This is a genomic window from Kitasatospora xanthocidica (assembly GCF_014656195.1).
In the GTDB taxonomy this organism is placed as follows: domain Bacteria; phylum Actinomycetota; class Actinomycetes; order Streptomycetales; family Streptomycetaceae; genus Kitasatospora; species Kitasatospora xanthocidica.
Genome location: NZ_BNBY01000037.1, coordinates 29,955 through 48,897, shown reverse-complemented (window position 1 = coordinate 48,897; position 18,943 = coordinate 29,955). Strand labels below are relative to the sequence as shown.

The window sequence follows — 18,943 nt, the reverse complement described above, 5'->3', positions numbered from 1 at the left end:
GGGGGTTGCGATGGACGCACGGACCGAGGACGCCAGGCCGCCCGGGGCCTTCAGGACGGTCGCCCGCGTGCTGGCCCGGAGCCTGCTGGTGCTGGCGGGCCTGGCCACCGTGGCCGCCGGCTTCGGCTGGTTCGTGGCGACCTACCACGAGATGGCCGCCCACCGGACGGCTCCGGTCTGCGGCGCGGCGGGCACCGCGCCGGGCACCGCCTGTGTGCGCCACGAGACCGGCAAGGTCCGGGCGCTGACGTACAAGGAGACCAGCGATTCCACCACCTACAAGATGACGGTCGGCCGGGAGGAGGCTCCCGCCCATACCCTCGAAGTGGGCGAGGCCTTCTACGACGAGGCCCAGGTCGGCACCGACGTCGACCTGAAGGTCTGGAACGGCCGGGTGATCGAGGTCTCCTGGCACGGCCACCGGGCCACCGTCCGCAGCACCCCCGTACTGACCTCCTTCGAGCTGGCCCTGCTGATCGGCGCGGGTACGGCGCTGACGGCGTACGGCCTGGCCTGGCCGCGCGACACCGCCCTGGCCGTCCCCGTCCTCGGCGCCTCCTGGACGGCCGGCGCCGCCATGCTCGGCAGCTTCCTCTTCACCACCACCCTGTGGCCGCTGCCCGTCTCCCTGAGCGTGCCGCTGCTCGGCTGGCTGATCGCCACGGCCGTCACCACCGCGGCGGCCCGGGAGGGCTGAGGCCGGTGCGTCGTGACCGCCAGGTCAGCCGGCCGGCCCGCGGTGGGATACTGGACCGGACGATTCCGCGGGTGAGGGGTGGCGCATGAGCGGCAGACTGCGGGTGCTGCGGAAGCAGAACCGGCTCAGCCTGGAGGCGCTGGCCGAGCAGGTGGGGGTCACCAAGAGCTACCTCTCCAAGGTCGAGCGTGGTCTCAGCGACCCGTCGATCTCGACCGCGCTCAAGCTGGCCCACGCGCTCAACGTCGACGTCGGCCGGCTGTTCTCCGACGAGGTGGAGCCCGAGCTCGTCACCGTGGTGCGGGCCGGCGAGCGCACCCCGATCGCCGAGGGGGCCGGCCCCGGCACCCCGCACTACGAGGGCATCGCGACCGGCCTCAGCGGCAAGCGGATGGTGCCGTTCGTGATGTACCCGCCGGCCGACCCGACCGGGTCGGCGTACAAGTCCCACGCGGGCGAGGAGTTCCTCTTCGTGCACGCGGGCACCGCGGAGCTGGAGTTCCCGGAGCGCACGGTACGACTCGGCCCCGGGGACAGCGTCTACTTCAACTCGGCGCTGCCGCACCGCTGCCGGAGCACCGGCGCGGAGCCGGCCGAGATCCTCGTGGTCATCCACGACGACCCGGCCGGCTCCTCGGATCCCGTCCCCACCCTGCCCTGAGGCGCGGCGGGCGCCCGCGGCGTCAGGCGCCCGGTGCCGCCGCCTCGGCCAGCAGCCCGGCCAACAGCCCCGTCCGCTCCTCGTCCAGCGGCAGCAGCGGGAGGCGGGGCTCGCCGACGTCCAGACCCCGCAACGCCAGCCCGGCCTTGACCGTGGTCGGCAGACCGCCGCCGAGCAGGAACCGCAGCAGCGGCAGTTGCCGGTGGAACACCCGCCGGGCCGCGTCGAGCTCACCGGCCCGCACCGCCCGGTACAGCTCCAGGGTGAGCTCCGGGATCAGGCAGGGCGCGGCCGTGCACCAGCCGGCCGCACCGGCCGCGAACGCCGCCAGCGCCAGCGTGTTGGACCCGTTGTAGAACGGCAGCGCGCCGTCGGACAGTTGGACGAGCCGGTGCATCCGCTGGACGTCGCCACTGCTCTCCTTGACCATGGTGATGTTCTCCACCCGGTCGACCAGCCGGTGCAGCAGCTCCGGCGGAAGGTCCACCCCGGCGGTGGCCGGGTTGTTGTAGACCATCAGCGGGATGCCGATCGCACCGGCGATCTCCTGGTAGTGCCGGGTGACCTCCCGTTCGTCCAGCTTCCAGTACGACAGCGGCAGCACCATCACCACGTCCGCGCCCACGTGCTCGGCGTACCGGGCCCGGCGGACGGCGCCGCGGGTGGTGAGGTCGGCGATGCCCACCACGGTCGGCACCCGGCCCGCGACGGCGGCGACCGAGGCCTCGGCGGCGTCGTACCACTCCCGGTCCTCGAGGTAGGCGCTCTCGCCGGTGGAGCCGAGCGGGGCGATCGCGTGGCAGCCGGCGGCGATCAGGCGGTCGATCAGCTCGGCCAGCCGGGCGAGGTCCGGGCCGCCGTCGGTGCGGGAGAACGGGGTGACCGGGTAGGCGATGACGCCTTCCAGGGCGGTCGTGGCCATCTCAGGACTCCTTCGGGGCGGGAACGGAGGCAGGGGTGGAGCCGGTCGCGCCCGGGACGGCGTCGCCGTGGCCGGCCCGCAGGGCGCGGCGGGCGTAGTAGGCGAAGTTCGCCTGGCCGCGTTTGGGGGTGGAGATCCAGTCGTGCGCCTCCCGCGCCAGCGGCCCGGGGATCTCCCGGATCCGGCCGGCGGCGCTCGCCAGCAGCTGCAGCCGGGCGGCCCGTTCGAAGAGCAGGGCGAGGGTGCAGGCCTCCTCGATCGTCCCGGTGGCGACCAGCTGGCCGTGGTGGGCGAGCAGCAGGGCCCGCTTGTCGCCGAGCGCGGCGGCGATGAGCTCGCCCTCCTCGTTGCCCACCGGGATGCCGGGCCACTCCTCCAGGAACGCGCAGTCCTCGTACAGCGGGCAGGTGTCCATGTGCGAGACGACCAGCGGGGTCTCCAGCATGGACAGGGCGGAGATGTGCGGCGGGTGGGTGTGGATGACGCAGTTGACGTCCGGCCGGGCGCGGTAGACCCAGCTGTGGAAGCGGTTGGCCGGGTTGGCCATCCCGTCCCCCTCCAGGACGTTCAGGTCCTCGTCGACGAGCAGCAGGTTGGACTCGGTGACCTCGTCGAAGCCGAGGCCGAGGCGCTGGGTGTAGTAGGTGCCCGGGCGCTCGGCGCGGGCGGTGATCTGTCCGGCCAGGCCGGAGTCGTGCCCGGCGTCGAACAGGATGCGGCAGGTCAGGGCGAGCTTCTGGCGCACCGTCCAGCCGCTGTCGGGGATCGCGGTCTCCATCCGGCGGTGGGCGAGGTCCACCAGTTCGGACTTGCCCGCTTCGAACGTGTCGGCCATGCCGTGGTTCTCCTTCGGTTCCCGGGGGTGTCGGAGGAACGATGCTTCAGAACACAATGTTCACCATAGGACACAACGTGTCCTGCGTCGACCGTCCGCCCCGGGCCGACCCGTGGCGGCGACTGGTCCGATCGTGCGACGACCGGGGGCGCGGCCCCCTCCGCACCCGGCCCGGTCGCCTAGCCTGGCCGCGACGGCTCCGCCCCACGGCTTCGCACCGGGCGCGGGGATGGAGAGCAGGCCCGGCGGCCGCGCCCGCCGCGCCCCGCGCGCGGCCCCGCGGCACACCGGGCCGAGGAGGGCGGTGGCCGGGTGGGTTCCGAGGAGGCACCGCGGCCGCCCCTGCCCCTGCTGATCCGGTACGGCCACCGCTCCTGGCTGGTGCCCACCGCGCTGCTCGCGGCGGTGGTGGCCGTGGCGGCGGCGACGCCCGCGAACTTCTCGTCCGTCAGCTGGCTGGTCCTGGTGCCCGTGGTCGCCGCCGGCCTGTGCGACCCGCTGCTCACCACCGTGTTCGCCGCGCTCGCGATCGCCGGCTACCCCGTGCTGGACAGCATCTGGGTCAAGGACCAGGGGATCGAGGACTACCTGCTGGTGATCGCCGGATCCGCCCTCGCCGTCCCGCTCAGCGTCTACCGCGCCCGGGCCGTCGCCTACGTCCGTCACCTCCAGGGCACCGCCGAGACCACCCGGCAGGTCGTGCTGCGCTCGGTCCCGCCGGGCTGGGGCGGCGTCGACTCGGCCGCCCGCTACCTGGCGGCCGACGTCGAGGCCAGGGTCGGCGGCGACTTCTACGACGTCCTCGCCACCCCGTACGGCGCCCGGGTCATCCTCGGCGACGTCCAGGGCAAGGGCCTGCCGGCCGTCTCCACCGCGGCGGCCCTGGTCGGCTGCTTCCGGGAGGCCGGCTACCGCCAGGAGGACCTGGCCGACGTCGCCTCCTGGCTGGAGGAACGGCTGCACCGGCAGAACGTGTTCTCCGTCCGGATGGGCGCCCAGGACGAGCGGTTCGCCACCGCCGTCGTCATCTCCTTCCCCACCGGGTCGCCGGGCGAGGTCGAGGTGGTCAACTTCGGCCACGACAGCCCGCACGTCCTCGGCCCCGGCGGCGTACGGCAGTTGCCGCCGGGCAACGGCGCGCCGATCGGCCTCGCCCACCTCGCGGGCGGTCTGCCGCCGGTCCACCGGGTCCGGCTGGACCCGGGCGAGACCGTGCTGATCGTCTCCGACGGGGTGACCGAGGCCCGCGACCGGCACGGCACGTTCTTCCCCCTCCGCACCCACCTCGACCGGCTGGCCCGCGAGCCCGGGGCGGCCGACCCCGAACGGCTGGTCGACGACGTGGCCGCCGCCGTCGTCCGGCACACCGGCGACCGGCTCACCGACGACACCGCGCTGCTCGCCGTCCGGCGACCGGCCGGGCGCGGGCGGCAGACGGCGGCTGACGGCGACTGACCGATCGCACCGGCCGGGTGCAGGGAGAAAGGCAGCGCGAGGAAAGGCGGCACCGTCGATGAACCACTCACCGGGCCGGGCCCGGCGGCTCGGCGGCCCGTTGCCCCTCGTCGCCCTCGTCGCCCTCACCGCCGCCCTGCTGTTCACGGGGCTCGCCGTGCTGCTGGCCACCCGTGGCTGGGCGCCGTTCCCGTTCGAACGGTCCGCCGACGACTGGGCCGCCACCCACCGGCCGGAGGGCGCCCGCAGCGCGGCCGTCGCGCTGACCTGGCTCGGCTCCGGCCCGGTGCCGTACCTGCTCGCGTTCGCCGCCGGGGCCGTCACCCTCCGGGCCGCCCCCGCGCCGCGCGACCCCCGCCGCGGCGTTCTCCTGCTGCTCGCCCCGGTGCTGTGGCTGGTCGCGGGCCAGCTCCTGCGGCTGGGGGTGATGCACGCCTGCGGCCGGCCCCGGCCGCCCGCGACGACCTGGGCGACGGACGCGTCCGGGTTCGCCTTCCCCTCCGGCCACTCCTTCACCGCCGCGCTCGCCGCCGGCCTGCTGGCACTGGCCGTCGCCCGGGCCCACCCGTCGGCGGCCCCGGCGGCGATCGCGGAGGCCGCGCTGTTCGCCCTCGCGATCGGCCTCAGCCGCGTCTACCTCGGGGTCCACTGGCCGCTCGACGTCCTCGGCGGCTGGCTCCTCGCCACCGCCTGGCTCACCGTCGGCGCCCTGGGGCCCGTTGTCCAACCCCCGTCGTCCGCGCGTTAGGGCGGGCGGGGCGGCGTAGGGGTGCGCGCCTCGCAAGGCGGAGGAGGGACGCGATGCGGTGGGGGCGCATCTCCCGGCCGAAGGGTGGCGGAGCGTCGGCCCGCAAGCGGGGGTCCGAGCCGGGCGGGCCGTGATCCCCGCTCAGATGGGCGGCTGGGGCCTGGTCAGGCCTCGGTCGTAGGCGAAGATCACCGCCTGGACGCGGTCCCGGGCGCCGATCTTCGCCAGCACCCGGCTGACGTGGGTCTTGACGGTCGACTCGGCGAGGACCAGGCGCTGCGCTATCTCGCCGTTGGTCCACCCGTGGGCGATGGCGACCAGGATCTGCCGTTCGCGGTCGGTCAGCGCCTCCAGCCGGGGGTCGGCGGCGGGTGCCGTGCCGGGCGGGCGGACGGGCAGGCGGTGGGCGTAGGTGTCGAGGAGCCGACGGGTGATGGCGGGGGCGACGACGGCGTCGCCCTCGGCGACCGAGCGGATGCCGGAGAGCAGTTCCTCGGGGCGGGCGTCCTTGAGCAGGAAGCCGCTGGCGCCGGCGCGCAGCGCGGCGTGGGCGTACTCGTCGAGGTCGAAGGTGGTGAGGACGAGGATGCGGGAGCGGCCGCCGGCGGCGACGATCTGGCGGGTGGCCTCGATGCCGTCCATGCCGGGCATCCGGATGTCCATCAGCACGACGTCCGGCCGCAGGTCGGCGGTGAGCCGGACGGCCTCCGTTCCGTGGGCGGCCTCGCCGACGACCTGGGTGTCGGACTGGCTCTCCAGCAGCATGCGGAAGCCGTAGCGCTGCAGTGGCTGGTCGTCCACGATGAGGACGGTGGTCACGTCGGGCCGCCTGTCGGATCGGGGGTGAGGTCGAGTACGGCCTCCACGGTCCATCCTGCACCGGGGCCGGGGCCGGCGGTGACGGTTCCGCCGTAGAGGGCCGCGCGCTCCCGGATGCCGGCCAGGCCGTGGCCGTCGCCGCCCGGGTGCACGGGCGGACGGACGCCGGGGGGCGGGCCGCTGTCCTGGACGCGGACCCGCAGCCGGTCGGCCTCGGCGGACAGGGTGACGTGGGCGCGGGTTTCCGGCCCGGCGTGCTTGAGGGTGTTGGTGAGCGACTCCTGGACGATGCGGTAGGCCATCAGCTGCACGCCCCGGTCCAGGCGGTCGAGGTCCCCGGCGGCCGTGTACACCACCCGCGGTCCGGCGGCGCGGATGCGGGTGCACAGCCCGTCGAGGTCGGCGATGCCCGGCTGCGGGGTGAACTCGGCGGCCTCGTCGCCCTGGTCCCGCAGGACGCCGAGCATCCGCCGCAGTTCGCCGAGCGCCTGGCGGCTGGTGTCGCCGATCAGCAGCAGGGCCTCCCGGCCGCGTTCGGGGGCGGCCTGGGCCGCGTACGCCCCGCCGTCGGCGAGGGTGACGATGACGGACAGGTTGTGGCCGATGATGTCGTGCATCTCGCGGGCCACCCGGGTGCGTTCGGTGGCGGTGGCGAGCCGGCTGCGCTGGTCGCGTTCGATCTCCAGGCGGGCCGCGCGTTCGCGCAGCCCGGCGAGCTGGGCGCGGCGGATCCGCACCGCGATGCCGACGGCGACGGCCGCGGTGGTGGCGCTGAACAGGAAGAACAGCGCGTCCCCGATCGGCAGTCCGCCGTCGGAGATCGCGACCGCGACCAGGGAGACGGCGCCGGCCATGGCGGCACAGGACCACGCCAGGTGCCGCAGCCGGCCGTGCAGGGCCAGGCTGTAGAGGGCGACCAGCAGGGCGACGTCGGCGCGCAGGCCGACGTTCAGCGACCACTGCAGGGCGAACACCGCCATGATCGTGACGAACGCCGCCGTGGGCCGGCGCCGGCGCCACAGCAGCGGGACGACCAGGCCGGCCTGCAGCGCCAGCATCGCGGCCAGCGGCGGCCGGGCGAGGACGAGGCGGTGCTCGCGCGGGCCCTCGTTGCCGTACCCCGGGAAGAGGTCGGGCAGGCAGAAGAGGAGGACGACGCCGGCGACCACGGCGGCGTCGAGCGCCCAGGGGTGGTCGCGGTCCGCCTGCCGCAGGCGCTGGCCGATCCGGGCCAGGCGCGCGTACAGCGGATGGGCGGAGAGGGTGTCGGCCCCGGCGGCCGGGTACGGTCCGGCTCCGGTGAACGGGTACGGTCCGGCTCCGGCGGCCGGGGCCGTGGAGGTGGCGTGGTCGCTCACCGGTGGCACCTCCGTGGCGGTGGTTCGTCGCGCTCGTACGGAGTCGCGGTCGTTCGCGGTCGTTCGCGGTCATAGGGAGTCGCGGTCGCGGAAGCGGCGCCGGTCGGTTCCGGCGCCGCACCCCGAGTGTCTCAGGACGCCCGAGTGTCTCAGGACGCCCGGGGCGGCTCACCCGCCCCGGGCGCCCCGGGTGGCTCAGGCGTCGGTGCGCAGCAGCCGTACCGCGGCTCCCGCGAGGGCGAGCACCGTCCAGCCGAGGAAGACGACCAGCCCGCCGGTCGGCGAGAGCAGGGTGCCGTCGTGCTGGAGGGCGAACATCGCCTCGCCCGCGTGGCTGGGCAGGTAGGGGCCGATGTGGTCCTGCCACGAGCTGGGCAGCAGCTGGGTCAGCCCGGGGACCAGGGTCAGCGCGGCCACCAGGACGGCGATCCCGCCGGCCACCGAGCGCAGCAGCGCGCCCAGCGCGACGCCGATCACGCCGACCAGTGCGAGGTAGAGTCCGGCGCCGAGCAGGCCGCGCACGACCCCGGTGTCGGAGAGGGTCATCGCCGCCCGGGTACCGGCCACGATGCGGCTGTCGGCGAGGAAGGTGGCGAACACCCCGGCGGTGCCGAGGAGCAGCGCGATCACCCCGTACACGGCGGCCTTGGACCAGAGCACCGGCAGGCGGCGCGGCACGGCGGCCAGCGTGGAGCGGATCATGCCGGTCGAGTACTCGCCGGCGGCGACCAGCACGCCGAGGACGCCCAGGCTCAGCTGGGAGAAGTTGGTGCCGAACAGCGAGAGCCGCAGCGCGCTCGCCTCCGCGAAGTCGCGGTCCATCGGCCGGCCGCCGTCGATCCGCGACTTGAACTGGAAGGCGGCGATCAGGCCGAAGGCGACCAGGAAGAGCAGGGACAGCCCGAGGGTGATCCAGGTGGAGCGCAGGGACCAGAGCTTGGCCCACTCGGCGCGCAGCACCCGCGCGGCCGTCACCTTGTACGCCGGACGGGCGGGCCCCGGGTCGGCGGGCGCGGCGGTCGGGCTCGGTGCGACGGTGCTCATGCCGCGCTCCTCGGGGTGTCGGTGTCGGTGCCGGTGCCGGTGCCGGTGCCGGTGGCGGCAGTGGCCGTGGTGGTGCCGTGGTACTCGACGGCGTCGCGGGTGAGCTCCATGAACGCCTCCTCCAGGGAGACCGTCCGGGGGGTGAGCTCGAAGAGGGCGATGCCCTGCTCGGCGGCCGCGAGGCCGATCTCGCGGGCCGTGCGGCCGGTGACCAGCAGTTCGTCCGTGCCAGCCCGGCCGGTGATCTCCACGTCGGGTCCGGCGAGGGCGGCGCGCAGCGCGGCCGGGTCGGCGGTGACGACCTTGACGACGTCGCCGCCGGCCTGGCGGACCAGTTCCTGCACGGTGGTGTCGGCGAGCAGCCGGCCCCGTCCGACGACGATCAGGTGGTCGGCGACGAGGGCCATCTCGCTCATCAGGTGGGAGGAGACGAAGACGGTGCGTCCCTCGGCGGCGAGCCCGGTGAGCAGGTTGCGGATCCACAGGACGCCCTCGGGGTCGAGGCCGTTGACCGGTTCGTCCAGCATCACGGTGGCCGGGTCGCCGAGGAGGGCGGAGGCGATGCCGAGCCGCTGGCCCATGCCGAGCGAGAACGCCCCGGCGCGCTTGCGGGCCACCGACGTCAGGCCGGTCAGTTCGATGACCTCCTCGACCCGGCGGCGCGGGATGCCGTGGGTGTGGGCCTGGGCCATCAGGTGGTTGAAGGCGGAGCGGCCGGGGTGGATCGACTTGGCCTCCAGCAGCGCGCCGACCTCCTGGAGCGGCGCCGCGTGCTCGGCGTAGCGGCGGCCGTTGACCCGGACCGTTCCGCCGGTGGGGGCGTCCAGGCCGACGATCATCCGCATCGTGGTGGACTTGCCCGCGCCGTTGGGCCCGAGGAAGCCCGTCACGGTGCCCGGCCGGACCGTGAAGTCCAGCCGGTCCACGGCCGTCTTCTCGCCGTAGCGCTTCGTCAGCTGGTGCGCCTCGATCATCGGTCATCCCTGTGGTCCGGGGCCGGTCCGTCCCGGCCGCCCTCGCCTTCCACGCTAGGGGCGGGGGGCGGCCGGAACCGTGGTACCGGGGGCCGATCCTCGACGGGCTCGTAGTACCGCGGTACCACGCGGGGCGGGCCGGCCGGGGTCAGTGGGCGCCGGCGCGCCGTTCGAGGCGGGTGCCGTCGCGCCGTTCGAGGCGGGTGCCGGTGCGCAGGGTGATCGACATCAGGTCGCTGGGGGCGTCGAGTTCCAGGCGGTGCCAGCGCCCCCGGGGGACGATCACCGCCGAGCCGGCCGCCAGCCGTACGGTCTCCTCGGTGGCACCGGGCGCGGTGGGGCGGAAGTGGACGCGGACGCCGCCGGCCAGGCAGCAGACCGCCTCCTCGGCCTCGGGGTGCATCTCCCAGTGGTCGGCGTGCACGTCGGCGTCGGTCTCCACGTGGAAGGTGGCGATCTGCCAGGCGCCGGGGTCGCCGCCGGTCATCCGGCGTTCGGTGGCCCGGAGGTCGCCGTCGGGGTGGATGTGCAGGGCCGCGGCGAACAGGTCGACGGTGGCGATCGGGGCGGCCGGGGTCGTCGGAGTCATCGGAGTCGTCGGAGTCGTCGGGGTCGTCGTCATGAGGGTGTTCCTTCCAGGTGCTGGTCCGCCGCGGGGGTGGGACACCCCCGCGTAGTTTTCGTACATGTAAGGAAAGTACCCCCGGACGATCTCCGCTGTCGAGGCCCGGGAGATGATGGGGGCATGCAGCAGCCCTCCGCACCGCGCAAGGCCACCGGCCGGCCTCCCCGGATCTCCCGGGAGGAGGTCGTCGGCACGGCCCGCCGGATCGTCACCGAGGAGGGCGTCGGGAAACTGACGATGCGTCGCCTCGCCACCGAGATCGGCAGCACGCCGATGGCGCTCTACCACCACGTCCGCAACAAGGAGGAACTGCTCGTCCTGCTGCTGGACGACTACGCCGCGCAGGCCCTGCGCCCCACCGCGCTGCCGGCCGAACCGCGCGAGCGGGTCGTCGCCGCCGCGTCCGCGATCCACCAGGCGCTCGCCGCCTGCCCCTGGATCGTGGAGGTGCTGACCGCAGACGACCTGATGTCCACCCACGCCCTGTGGTTCGTCGAGCAGATCGTCGACGGCCTGGTCGACTGGGGACTGTCGCTCGAACGGGCCGTCCGGGGCTACCGAGCGATCTGGTACTACACCGCCGGCGAGATCGTGGTGCGGGTCACCGCCGCCCGCCGCCGCGGCGCGGACGACCGCCCGACCTACCGCGAGCAGGTCTTCGCCGGACTCGACCCGGACGAGCTGCCCCGCCTCGCGCAGGCCGGCGAGCGCTGGGAGGCGCTGACCGCCGAGGACACCTACGAGGACGGGCTCCGCGCGCTGGTGGACGGGCTGCTAGCCGCAGGCTGACCGGACCGGGGCGCGTCCGCGCGGGCCCGACGGGTGATGTTCACGCGGGTCGGCGCCCGCCGTCCGGGTAGCGGAGCGGGCCCGGCCGATACTCCGGGCCATGAGACCCTCCCGCCGGAACCCCCTGCCGCTCCTCGCCGCGGCCACCGCGCTCCTCGCCCTCTGCGCCCCCGTCACCACCGCCGGCGCCACGGCCGACACCGTCACATCCGGCGGCGCCACGGCCGGCGGCGAGGACCGCGGCAAGGCCCACCGCCGGCCCTGCGTCAGCTCCCCGCGGCCGGAGCGCGGCCAGGCGCTCGACGTCCTGCGGATCGCCGAGCAGGCCAAGGCGGAGATGGACCTCGAGTCCGTGATCCTGAAGGTCACCGTCGACGGCCGCGAACTCCTCACCACCGCGCTCGGCGAGTCCATGACGGGCGTCCCGGCCCGGCCCGACATGCACTTCCGCAACGGCAACATCGCGATCAGCTACCTGGGTACGGCGCTGCTACGGCTGGTCGACCAGGGCAGGGTCGGCCTGGACGACCCGGTCGGCCAGTGGGTGCCCGGCCTGCCGGACGACTACGGCCGGCGGATGACGCTGCGGATGCTCGGCGCCTCCACCACCGGCCTGGTCGACTACGTCAAGGTCCCCGGCTTCAGCGAGGCCGTGTACGCCGACCCGTTCCGGCAGTGGACGGCCGAGGAGCTGGTGGCCCTGTCCACCGGCCCGGACCTCCTCTACGAGCCGGGCAGCAACTGGAGCTACTCGCACGCCAACTTCGTCCTGCTCGGCGCCGCACTGGAGAAGGTCAGCGGACAGCCGCTGGAGGACCTGATCCAGCAGGAGGTCCTCGGCCCGCTCGGACTGCGCGAGACCGCCGACAGCCACACGCCGGACATCCCGACACCCGTCCTGCACGCCTTCACCGCCGAACGCGGCCGGTACGAGGAATCCACCTTCTGGAACCCCTCGTGGACCACCGCCCCGGGCGCGGTGGAGACCACCGACATCTGCGACCTGGCCCGCTCGGCCGTCGGCGTCGGCTCCGGCGAACTGCTCTCCCCCGCCGGCTACCGGCAGCTGCTGAACCCGGGGACGGTGGGCCTCGGCACACCGACCGACACCTGCCCGGAGACCGTCTGCATCGCGCAGACCGAGGCCACCCACTACGGGATGGGCGTCCTCGTCCTGAACGACTGGATCTCCCAGCACCCGCTGTTCTTCGGCTACTCGGCCTCCCAGGACTACCTGCCCTGCGAACACCTGGCCATCGCCGTGTCCACCACCAACGGCCCGAACGCGCCGGGCGGCCACAGCGCCCACACCATCGCCCAGCGGATCGCCGCCGCCCTCGCCCCGGACCACCCCATCCCCGACTTCGGCTGAGCGGCCGCCCCCTCCGCCGTGCGCGGCCGGCCGCCGCCCGGGGCGTGACCGGTGGTCAGTCCTGGGCGGTGCCGGCCGCCGTGGCCAGGCCGAGGATCGTCGCGGTCAGGATGCGGGTGAGCCGGGGTTCGACCTCGATGACGGCGTGGGAGAGTCGCGGGTCGCTGCGGTAGAGGGCGGCGACCTCCGCGCCCGGGTTCGCGATCTGCCACATCGCCCCGGCCAGGGCGACGGCGGTGGCGACCAGGTCGACGACGTCCTGGTCGTCCAGGGCGGGCACCTGCGCGCGGACGGCCGCGGTGATCGGTTCACGGGCGGCGCGGGTGGCGAGCTTGAACTCGCGCACCGCGTCGAGCGAGACGTTGCGCTCCAGGTTGAGCGGCGCGTGGGCGAGCAGGTCGCAGAACATCCCGCGGGCCGCGAGGGTGGCGGCGAAGGCGCGCGCCACGGTGGCCGGGCCCGGGTCCCCGGCCTCCCGCAGCCGCTCGGTCAGCGCGTCCGACCACTCCTGCCAGCCCTCCGCGGTCAGCCGCAGGTAGATCTCCTCGCGCGTCTCGAAGTACCGCAGGAGGGCCGACTTGTGCATCCCCACCGCGGCGGCGATGTCCGTCAGGGAGACGTCCCTGATGCCGCGCTCCCGGCCGAGCGCCCGGGCCGCCTCCAGGATCGAGGCCTCGCGCTGCCGCTTGGCCTCGGGCGAGCGCGCCCGCCGGAACTCCGATGCTGCTGCTTCCACCCGGCCAGCGTAGCGCGACAGCGTTGCCGTATTACCGCAACGCCGTTGCGCTATTAACGCAACAGTGTTTTACTAATGACATGGAACAGACCTGGTTCATCACCGGCAGCTCGCGCGGCTTCGGCCGCACCCTCGTCCGCGCCGCCCTGGAGGCCGGCGACCGGGTGGCCGCGACCGCCCGGCGCCCCGAACAACTCGCGGACCTCGTCGAGGAATTCGGCGACCGGATCCGCCCGATCGCGCTCGACGTCACCGACCCGGAGGCCGCCCGCACAGCCCTCGCCGAGGCGCGGACGCACTTCGGCCGGATCGACGTCCTGGTGAACAACGCCGGATACGCCAACGTCTCGCCGATCGAGACCACCGAGGACGCCGACTTCCGCGCCCAGTTCGAGACCAACTTCTGGGGCGTCTACCACGTCACCAAGGCCGCGATCCCGCTGCTGCGCGAGCAGAAGGGCGGCCTGGTCGTCCAGTTCTCGTCCACGGGCGGGCGGGTCGGCGGCTCGCCCGGCATCGCCTCCTACCAGGCGGCGAAGTTCGCCATCGACGGGTTCAGCCGCGTCCTGCGCGCCGAGACCGCGCCGTTCGGCGTGAAGGTGCTGGTCGTCGAGCCGAGCGGCTTCCGCACCGACTGGGCCGGCTCCTCGATGGTCGTCCACGACATCCCGGAGGCGTACGAGGAGACGGTCGGCGCCGTCAACCGGCGGCTGCGGCAGAACGGCGACGGGGCCGGCGTCGCCGGCGACCCGGTCCGCGCCGCCGAGATCCTGGTCCGGATGGCCAAGCGGCGCGACATCCCCGACCACCTGCCGCTCGGGGTCAACGCGGCCGAGGGCTCCATCGCCATGGACCGCCGACTGCTCGCCGACGACACCAAGTGGCGCGCGGTCTCCCGCTCGGCCGACTTCGCCGAGGCCTACCCGGTCCCCTTCCCGCCGGACGCGACGGAATAGGGCGTGTCAGACCAGCAGTGCCTCGAGCTCCGGGAGTCGGGCGTACAGGTCGGGGAGGCCGCGGACGCCGTCGCGCGCGGACTGGTGGGACAGGGCGAGGTCGGGGCCGGTGCTCGCCTCGACACCGGCGAGGCAGCGGAGGATGTTCCACCTCGTGTGCCCCAGCCAGCCGCCGATCATGAACACGAACCAGCTCGGACCGGGCGGCGGCAGCGCTCCGCCGCCCGCGACGTAGCCGTCAAGAACCGAGCGGAAGACGGCGGGCCTGATGTCGTCGAAGCCGGGCCCCTTCGCGAGGCTCAGCGCGGTCGAGCCGAGCTCGCCGGACAGGTCGAGCATCCCCGAGAGCTCCCAGTCGAGCACCACCGGCCGGCCCTGTCGGGCGAGCAGGTTCCACGGGTGGATGTCCCCGTGGGTCAGCACGACGGGGCCCGGCCGTTCGCAGGTGTCGACGAGGCGGGCGATCGCGAGGAACGTGTCGACGTGGGAGGCGAGTTCCTCGGCCCACGGCTGCCCGGTCGCCGCCGCCCGCGCGGCCAGCTCGGGCCAGTCCCGTGACACCGGTTCCTCGACCGGCCCGCGGGTCCACACGACGTCGAGCGCGTGGACCCGCGCGAGGATCTCACCGATCTCGAACGCGTACGCCGCCGACACCGGCGCCTCCGGCACCTCTTCTCCCTCGACCCATCGGTGCACGAGCGTGTGCCCGTCGGCCGAGACCGGCTCCGGCATCGGGATGCCGGCGGCGAAGGCCGCCCGCTCGAACCTGAACACGTCCTCGACGCGATAGGCCCAGCGGCGGTCGGCGAGGTTCAACTCCTTCACCGCGAACGAGCCCTGGTCGGTGTCGAGCCGGTACATCCGGTTGGCGAACCCGCCGTGGACGCGAGTCATCGGCCCGAGCGGCGTGCCGAGGTGCGAGAGGTTCACCCACCCAGGCTAGGGGCCGACCGTTCATCGACGCACCCGGATTTCCCACCGTCCGACCACGTGCCGACCGTCCCGGTCAGGAGGCCGGCGCGGCCCCCGCCGTCAGCTCGGCCACCAGGCGGGCGGCCAGCGGGACGGGCACCCCGTGCCGCTCGGCGGCCCGCAGCAGCGCGCCGCCGACGGCGTCCAGCTCCAGGGGCCGGCCGGCCTCCGCGTCCCGCTGCATCGACGACTTCGCCACCGCCGGGAAGGCGTCGTACAGCGCCAGGGTGCGCCCGGGGTCGACGGCGGCACCGCAGGCCCGGCCGACGGCGGCGGCCTCGGCGACCAGGGCGGCCAGCTCCTCGCGGTGCCCGGTCCGGACCGGGCCGATCGGCAGCGCGTAGCGGGTGGTGAGCAGCGCGAACGGCGCCAGGAAGGCGAGCTTGCCCCAGAGCACCGTCGGCTCGTCCTCGATCACCCGGGTCCGGACGCCGGCGCCCCGCAGCAGCCCGGCGAGGTCCGCGAGCCGCTCGGGCGGCCCGGCCAGGTCGATCTCGGTGAACGGGCTGCCGTGCTCGACCACCCCGGGCGCGACCCGGGTCGACTCGACCCGCACCACCCCCGGGACCACCCGCTCCGCGCCGAACCGCAGCCGCAGTGCGTCCGCGTGCTCGACGCCGTTGAGCAGCGGCACCAGCACCCCGTCGGCCACCGCCTCGGGGGCGATCCGGGCCGCCGCCCCGGTCAGCGCGGTCTGCTTGACGGTCACCAGGCAGAGGTCGACGGGCTCGCGCAGTTCGGTGCGCGCCTCGACCGGGGCGGTGAACTCCCCGAACTGCGGGCTGCGGACGCGGATGCCGTCACGGCGCAGCGCGTGCGCCGTCGACTCGCCCGCCAGGCAGATCACCCGGTGGCCGGCCCGGGACAGCACCGCGGCCAGCAGCCCGCCGACGCCGCCGGGGCCGAGCACCGCCACCGTCCGGCGGCGCCCGGCCCCGGCCGGCCCGGTGCGGCGCTCCTCGGCGGGAGCGGGTGGAACGGAGGGAAGGGAAGGAGCGGGTGGAACGGAGGGAACGAAGGGAACGGAGGGAACGGGTGGAACGGACACGATGGATTCCTCTCGGCACGTCGTGGGTCGGCACCGCACGGCCCCGCCGCCCGTGGGTACCGGACGCGCGAGGCCGGGCCGGTTGCCGCCCGGGCCATGCAGCGATGATCGAATCCACCATGATCCAAGTCAATCCCAGGGATTCATCGGGATTACCCAAGTGATCGCTTGGGGTTGTCACCGGTGCCCCCGATAATGCGGGGCGGCTGCTTGCCGTCGTAGCGCAGACTCGGAACCGAGCACTTTCAGACCCGGAGGATGGTTTTCATGGCTGACCGGCCGTTGACGCTGATGGCGGTGCACGCGCACCCCGACGACGAGGCCAGTGGCACCGGGGGTGTGCTGGCCCGGTACGCGGCGGAGGGCATCCGTACGGTCCTGGTGACGTGTACCGACGGCGGTTGCGGCGACGGACCGGGGGGTGTCAAGCCGGGTGACCCGGGACACGACCCGGCGGCCGTCGCCGCGATGCGCCGTACCGAACTGGAGGCCTCCTGCGAGGTGCTGAAGGTCAGTCACCTGGAGCTCCTGGAGTACGCCGACTCCGGCATGATGGGCTGGGCGACCAATGACGCGCCCGGCTCCTTCTGGCAGACCCCGGTCGAGGAGGGCGCCGCCCGGCTCGCCGAGTTGATGCGCCGCTACCAGCCCGACGTGGTCGTCACCTACGACGAGAACGGGTTCTACGGCCACCCCGACCACATCCAGGCCCACCGCATCACCATGGCGGCGCTGGAGCTGGTCGAGGCGGAGCCCAAGGTGTACTGGACGACGGCGCCGCACTCGATGATGAAGCGGTTCGGAGAGGTCATGCGCGAGTTCGGCGCGGACTTCGAGGAGCCGGAGGACCCGACGGAGGCCGTCGACCTGCACTCGATCGGGCTGCCCGACGAGGAGGTCAGCACCTGGGTGGACACCACCGCGTTCGGCGACCAGAAGTTCGACGCCCTCGCCGCCCACGCCAGCCAGGGCGAGAACATCTTCTTCCTGCGCATGGGCAAGGAGCGGTTCAACGACCTGTGGGGCGTGGAGACCTTCGTCCGGGTCAAGGACTCCACCGGCGCGGACCTGCCCGAGAACGACCTGTTCGCCGGGCTGCGCTGACCGCGGCAGCCGCCGCTGCCGCCGCTGCGCCCGCTGCGCCGCCGCTCCGCCGCGGGTCCTTTCGCGAAGGACCCGCGGCGGAGCCGTGCGCATCGGGCGAAGACCCCGTCACCACTCCTGACCTGCGGTGGGAACTCCCGTCCCGGGACGTGTCACGGTCCGCATCGCTTGCTACCGTGGCCGTGTCAGGACGTATCGGGGGGACACCATGACGGACTTCCACGTCAAACCGGCGGACATGCTGCTGTCCTCCGCCGGGTTCACCGACTTGCAGAACGCCGCGGCCCAGATCTACCGCAGCCTGGTCTTCGCCACGGACGCCACCGCGGGCATGGCCGGCGACGACGACACCGGCACCAAGTTCGCCGCCACGTTCGATCCGGCCGCGCAGAAGCTCGTCGACGCGATGGCCCAGGTCGTCGGCCAGCTCGGCGGGACGGCCAACGGCCTGTACACGATGGCGATCAACTACCTGCAGACCGACGCCGACGTCGCGGCCTCGATGATGGCGCCGCAGAAGCTCCCGGAGTCGGCGAACCCGCAGTGCGACGAGCAGGTCGCCAAGGCCAAGCTCCGCTCCGCCGCCGGGCACAACGACAGCGGGGCGATCCACGACATCCTCAAGGAGTTCTGGCCGCAGGGCGATCCGGACAAGCTCCGCCAGGCGGCAAGCGACTGGAAGCACTTCGCCGAACTGGTCAGCAAGCTCGGCGCCGAGGGCGACAAGCGGGTGCTGCGCGTCACCGCCTCCAGCACCTCCGGCGCCGTCACCTCCTTCGCCCAGAACTGGGCCAAGGTGCACGACGGTTGCGCCACCGAGGGCCCGCTGCTGAACAGCATCACCAACGCCGCGTTCAAGCTCGGCCAGGCCTGCGAGGCGTACGCCAAGCAGGTCGAGGACCTGCGCGACACGCTGGAGGACCTCGCGATCACCGCCGGCATCGTCGCCGGGGCCGGCATCCTGCTGACCGTCTTCACCCTCGGCGGGTCCGACGTGGCGGCGGCCGGCGGCGAGGCGGCGATCGTCGCCGAGGCCGGCACCGCGGCGGCCGCCATGACCGCGGCCGTCGAGGGCAGCGCGGAACTCGCCGTCCTGGCCGAGGCGGCGGCCGTGGTCGACGCGGCGGCGGCGAGCCTGATCCCCGTCGGCGCCACGGTGACCGCCGTCGCCACCACCGCCGTCGTCCTGGCCGGGGCGACCGACGCCGCGGCCGCCCCCGCGCCCAAGCCCCCGCCGTTCACCGTCACGCCCGGCATGCCGCCGCTGCCCCGCGACCCGAACAGCCCCTTCCCGGCGCTGTCGCCGCAGGACCAGGCCGCCGTCCGGACCTGGATGGCGCAGATGCAGCAGGACGGCCGCACCTTCCAGGCGCTGGGCCCCTCCGTCAAGGGCGACCCCAAGATCGACGCGCGCCGGGCCTACCAGGTCCGGGTGGCCGGGTCGACCGAGTACCGGCTGTACACCGGCGTGACCGACCCGGAGACCGGCCGCGAGCTGGGCATGGACGCCGACGGCGTGCGCCCCGAGGACGGCGCCGCGATCGACGCCAAGTACATCGGCCAGCAGAAGAGCTGCAAGTCCCCCTTCCGGCTGGACAACGCGGACGGCGTCTTCGACTTCGTGTACGAGAACACGATGGACGGCGAGGCGAAGAAGCTCGACAAGTACGCGTCGGCGCTCAACGACCCCCGCAACAAGGTCAACCACCTGGAGCTCATCACCAACGACGGCAAGGCCAGCTCCTACTTCCAGGCCCTGATGACCGCCAAGGGCGTCACCGGGAACGTCCGCGTCGTACCGTGACGGTGACCGCCACGACCGGGCACC

General features: G+C 74.0%; 19 protein-coding genes. 9 read left to right on the top strand and 10 right to left on the bottom strand.

The window, feature by feature from the left end:
* Positions 1-10: 10 nt before the first annotated feature.
* Together IE332_RS36215 and IE332_RS36210 are read left to right on the top strand one after the other, a co-directional pair.
* Complete coding sequence (locus IE332_RS36215; protein ID WP_189925106.1) at positions 11-697, top strand: hypothetical protein; 687 nt, start codon at positions 11-13, stop codon at positions 695-697.
* A gap of 85 nt (positions 698-782) precedes the next feature.
* Positions 783-1,358, top strand: a complete 576-nt coding sequence (locus IE332_RS36210) for a helix-turn-helix domain-containing protein (RefSeq protein WP_189925104.1) — start codon at positions 783-785, stop codon at positions 1,356-1,358.
* A 22-nt stretch (positions 1,359-1,380) separates the two neighbouring features.
* On the opposite strand, the gene IE332_RS36205 is transcribed toward IE332_RS36210, so the two are convergent.
* A complete protein-coding gene (locus IE332_RS36205) occupies positions 1,381-2,280 on the bottom strand; it encodes a dihydrodipicolinate synthase family protein (protein WP_189925102.1) in 900 nt (299 codons plus the stop codon).
* A 1-nt stretch (position 2,281) separates the two neighbouring features.
* Positions 2,282-3,115, bottom strand: coding sequence for an aldolase (locus IE332_RS36200; protein WP_189925100.1), 834 nt, complete (start codon positions 3,113-3,115; stop codon positions 2,282-2,284).
* 312 nt (positions 3,116-3,427) lie between these two features.
* Between IE332_RS36200 and IE332_RS36195 the strand changes: the two genes are divergently transcribed.
* Entirely contained in the window at positions 3,428-4,570 is a 1,143-nt protein-coding gene (locus tag IE332_RS36195) for a PP2C family protein-serine/threonine phosphatase (protein ID WP_229929188.1), read from the top strand.
* A gap of 58 nt (positions 4,571-4,628) precedes the next feature.
* Complete coding sequence (locus IE332_RS36190; protein ID WP_189925098.1) at positions 4,629-5,318, top strand: phosphatase PAP2 family protein; 690 nt, start codon at positions 4,629-4,631, stop codon at positions 5,316-5,318.
* A gap of 141 nt (positions 5,319-5,459) precedes the next feature.
* Here IE332_RS36190 and IE332_RS36185 read toward each other — a convergent pair whose 3' ends face one another.
* The 5 genes from IE332_RS36185 to IE332_RS36165 all read right to left on the bottom strand — a co-directional run bounded on the left by IE332_RS36185 (position 5,460) and on the right by IE332_RS36165 (position 10,102).
* Complete coding sequence (locus IE332_RS36185; protein WP_189925096.1) at positions 5,460-6,137, bottom strand: response regulator; 678 nt, start codon at positions 6,135-6,137, stop codon at positions 5,460-5,462.
* Positions 6,134-7,384: a sensor histidine kinase gene (locus IE332_RS36180; RefSeq protein WP_229929191.1), complete on the bottom strand. Its 1,251-nt coding sequence runs from the start codon at positions 7,382-7,384 to the stop codon at positions 6,134-6,136. Before IE332_RS36180 ends, IE332_RS36185 begins: the two co-directional genes overlap by 4 nt.
* Before the next feature lie 306 nt (positions 7,385-7,690).
* Positions 7,691-8,539 carry an ABC transporter permease gene (locus tag IE332_RS36175; protein ID WP_189925092.1) on the bottom strand — a complete coding sequence of 283 codons (849 nt, stop codon included), beginning with the start codon at positions 8,537-8,539 and terminating at the stop codon, positions 7,691-7,693.
* Positions 8,536-9,513 carry an ABC transporter ATP-binding protein gene (locus IE332_RS36170; protein WP_189925090.1) on the bottom strand — a complete coding sequence of 326 codons (978 nt, stop codon included), beginning with the start codon at positions 9,511-9,513 and terminating at the stop codon, positions 8,536-8,538. Before IE332_RS36170 ends, IE332_RS36175 begins: the two co-directional genes overlap by 4 nt.
* Before the next feature lie 148 nt (positions 9,514-9,661).
* Positions 9,662-10,102: a cupin domain-containing protein gene (locus IE332_RS36165; RefSeq protein ID WP_189925140.1), complete on the bottom strand. Its 441-nt coding sequence runs from the start codon at positions 10,100-10,102 to the stop codon at positions 9,662-9,664.
* A gap of 156 nt (positions 10,103-10,258) precedes the next feature.
* Between IE332_RS36165 and IE332_RS36160 the strand changes: the two genes are divergently transcribed.
* Complete coding sequence (locus tag IE332_RS36160; RefSeq protein WP_189925084.1) at positions 10,259-10,927, top strand: TetR/AcrR family transcriptional regulator; 669 nt, start codon at positions 10,259-10,261, stop codon at positions 10,925-10,927.
* A gap of 100 nt (positions 10,928-11,027) precedes the next feature.
* The gene (locus IE332_RS36155) at positions 11,028-12,299 is read left to right on the top strand and encodes a serine hydrolase domain-containing protein (RefSeq protein WP_189925082.1); all 1,272 of its coding nucleotides are present in this window, start codon (positions 11,028-11,030) and stop codon (positions 12,297-12,299) included.
* A 55-nt stretch (positions 12,300-12,354) separates the two neighbouring features.
* On the opposite strand, the gene IE332_RS36150 is transcribed toward IE332_RS36155, so the two are convergent.
* Positions 12,355-13,035 carry a TetR/AcrR family transcriptional regulator gene (locus tag IE332_RS36150; protein WP_189925080.1) on the bottom strand — a complete coding sequence of 227 codons (681 nt, stop codon included), beginning with the start codon at positions 13,033-13,035 and terminating at the stop codon, positions 12,355-12,357.
* Positions 13,036-13,115: 80 nt separating this feature from the next.
* Here IE332_RS36150 and IE332_RS36145 point away from each other — a divergent pair, with 80 nt between their 5' ends.
* Positions 13,116-13,991, top strand: coding sequence for an SDR family NAD(P)-dependent oxidoreductase (locus IE332_RS36145; RefSeq protein ID WP_189925077.1), 876 nt, complete (start codon positions 13,116-13,118; stop codon positions 13,989-13,991).
* A 6-nt stretch (positions 13,992-13,997) separates the two neighbouring features.
* On the opposite strand, the gene IE332_RS36140 is transcribed toward IE332_RS36145, so the two are convergent.
* Together IE332_RS36140 and IE332_RS36135 are read right to left on the bottom strand one after the other, a co-directional pair.
* The gene (locus IE332_RS36140; protein ID WP_189925075.1) at positions 13,998-14,921 is read right to left on the bottom strand and encodes a phosphotransferase family protein; all 924 of its coding nucleotides are present in this window, start codon (positions 14,919-14,921) and stop codon (positions 13,998-14,000) included.
* A gap of 76 nt (positions 14,922-14,997) precedes the next feature.
* Positions 14,998-15,879, bottom strand: a complete 882-nt coding sequence (locus IE332_RS36135; protein ID WP_229929190.1) for a ketopantoate reductase family protein — start codon at positions 15,877-15,879, stop codon at positions 14,998-15,000.
* A gap of 399 nt (positions 15,880-16,278) precedes the next feature.
* Here IE332_RS36135 and IE332_RS36130 point away from each other — a divergent pair, with 399 nt between their 5' ends.
* Positions 16,279-17,115, top strand: a complete 837-nt coding sequence (locus IE332_RS36130; protein WP_189925071.1) for a PIG-L family deacetylase — start codon at positions 16,279-16,281, stop codon at positions 17,113-17,115.
* Positions 17,116-17,323: 208 nt separating this feature from the next.
* Positions 17,324-18,919: a restriction endonuclease fold toxin-2 domain-containing protein gene (locus tag IE332_RS36125; RefSeq protein WP_189925064.1), complete on the top strand. Its 1,596-nt coding sequence runs from the start codon at positions 17,324-17,326 to the stop codon at positions 18,917-18,919.
* The last annotated feature ends 24 nt before the right edge of the window (positions 18,920-18,943 follow it).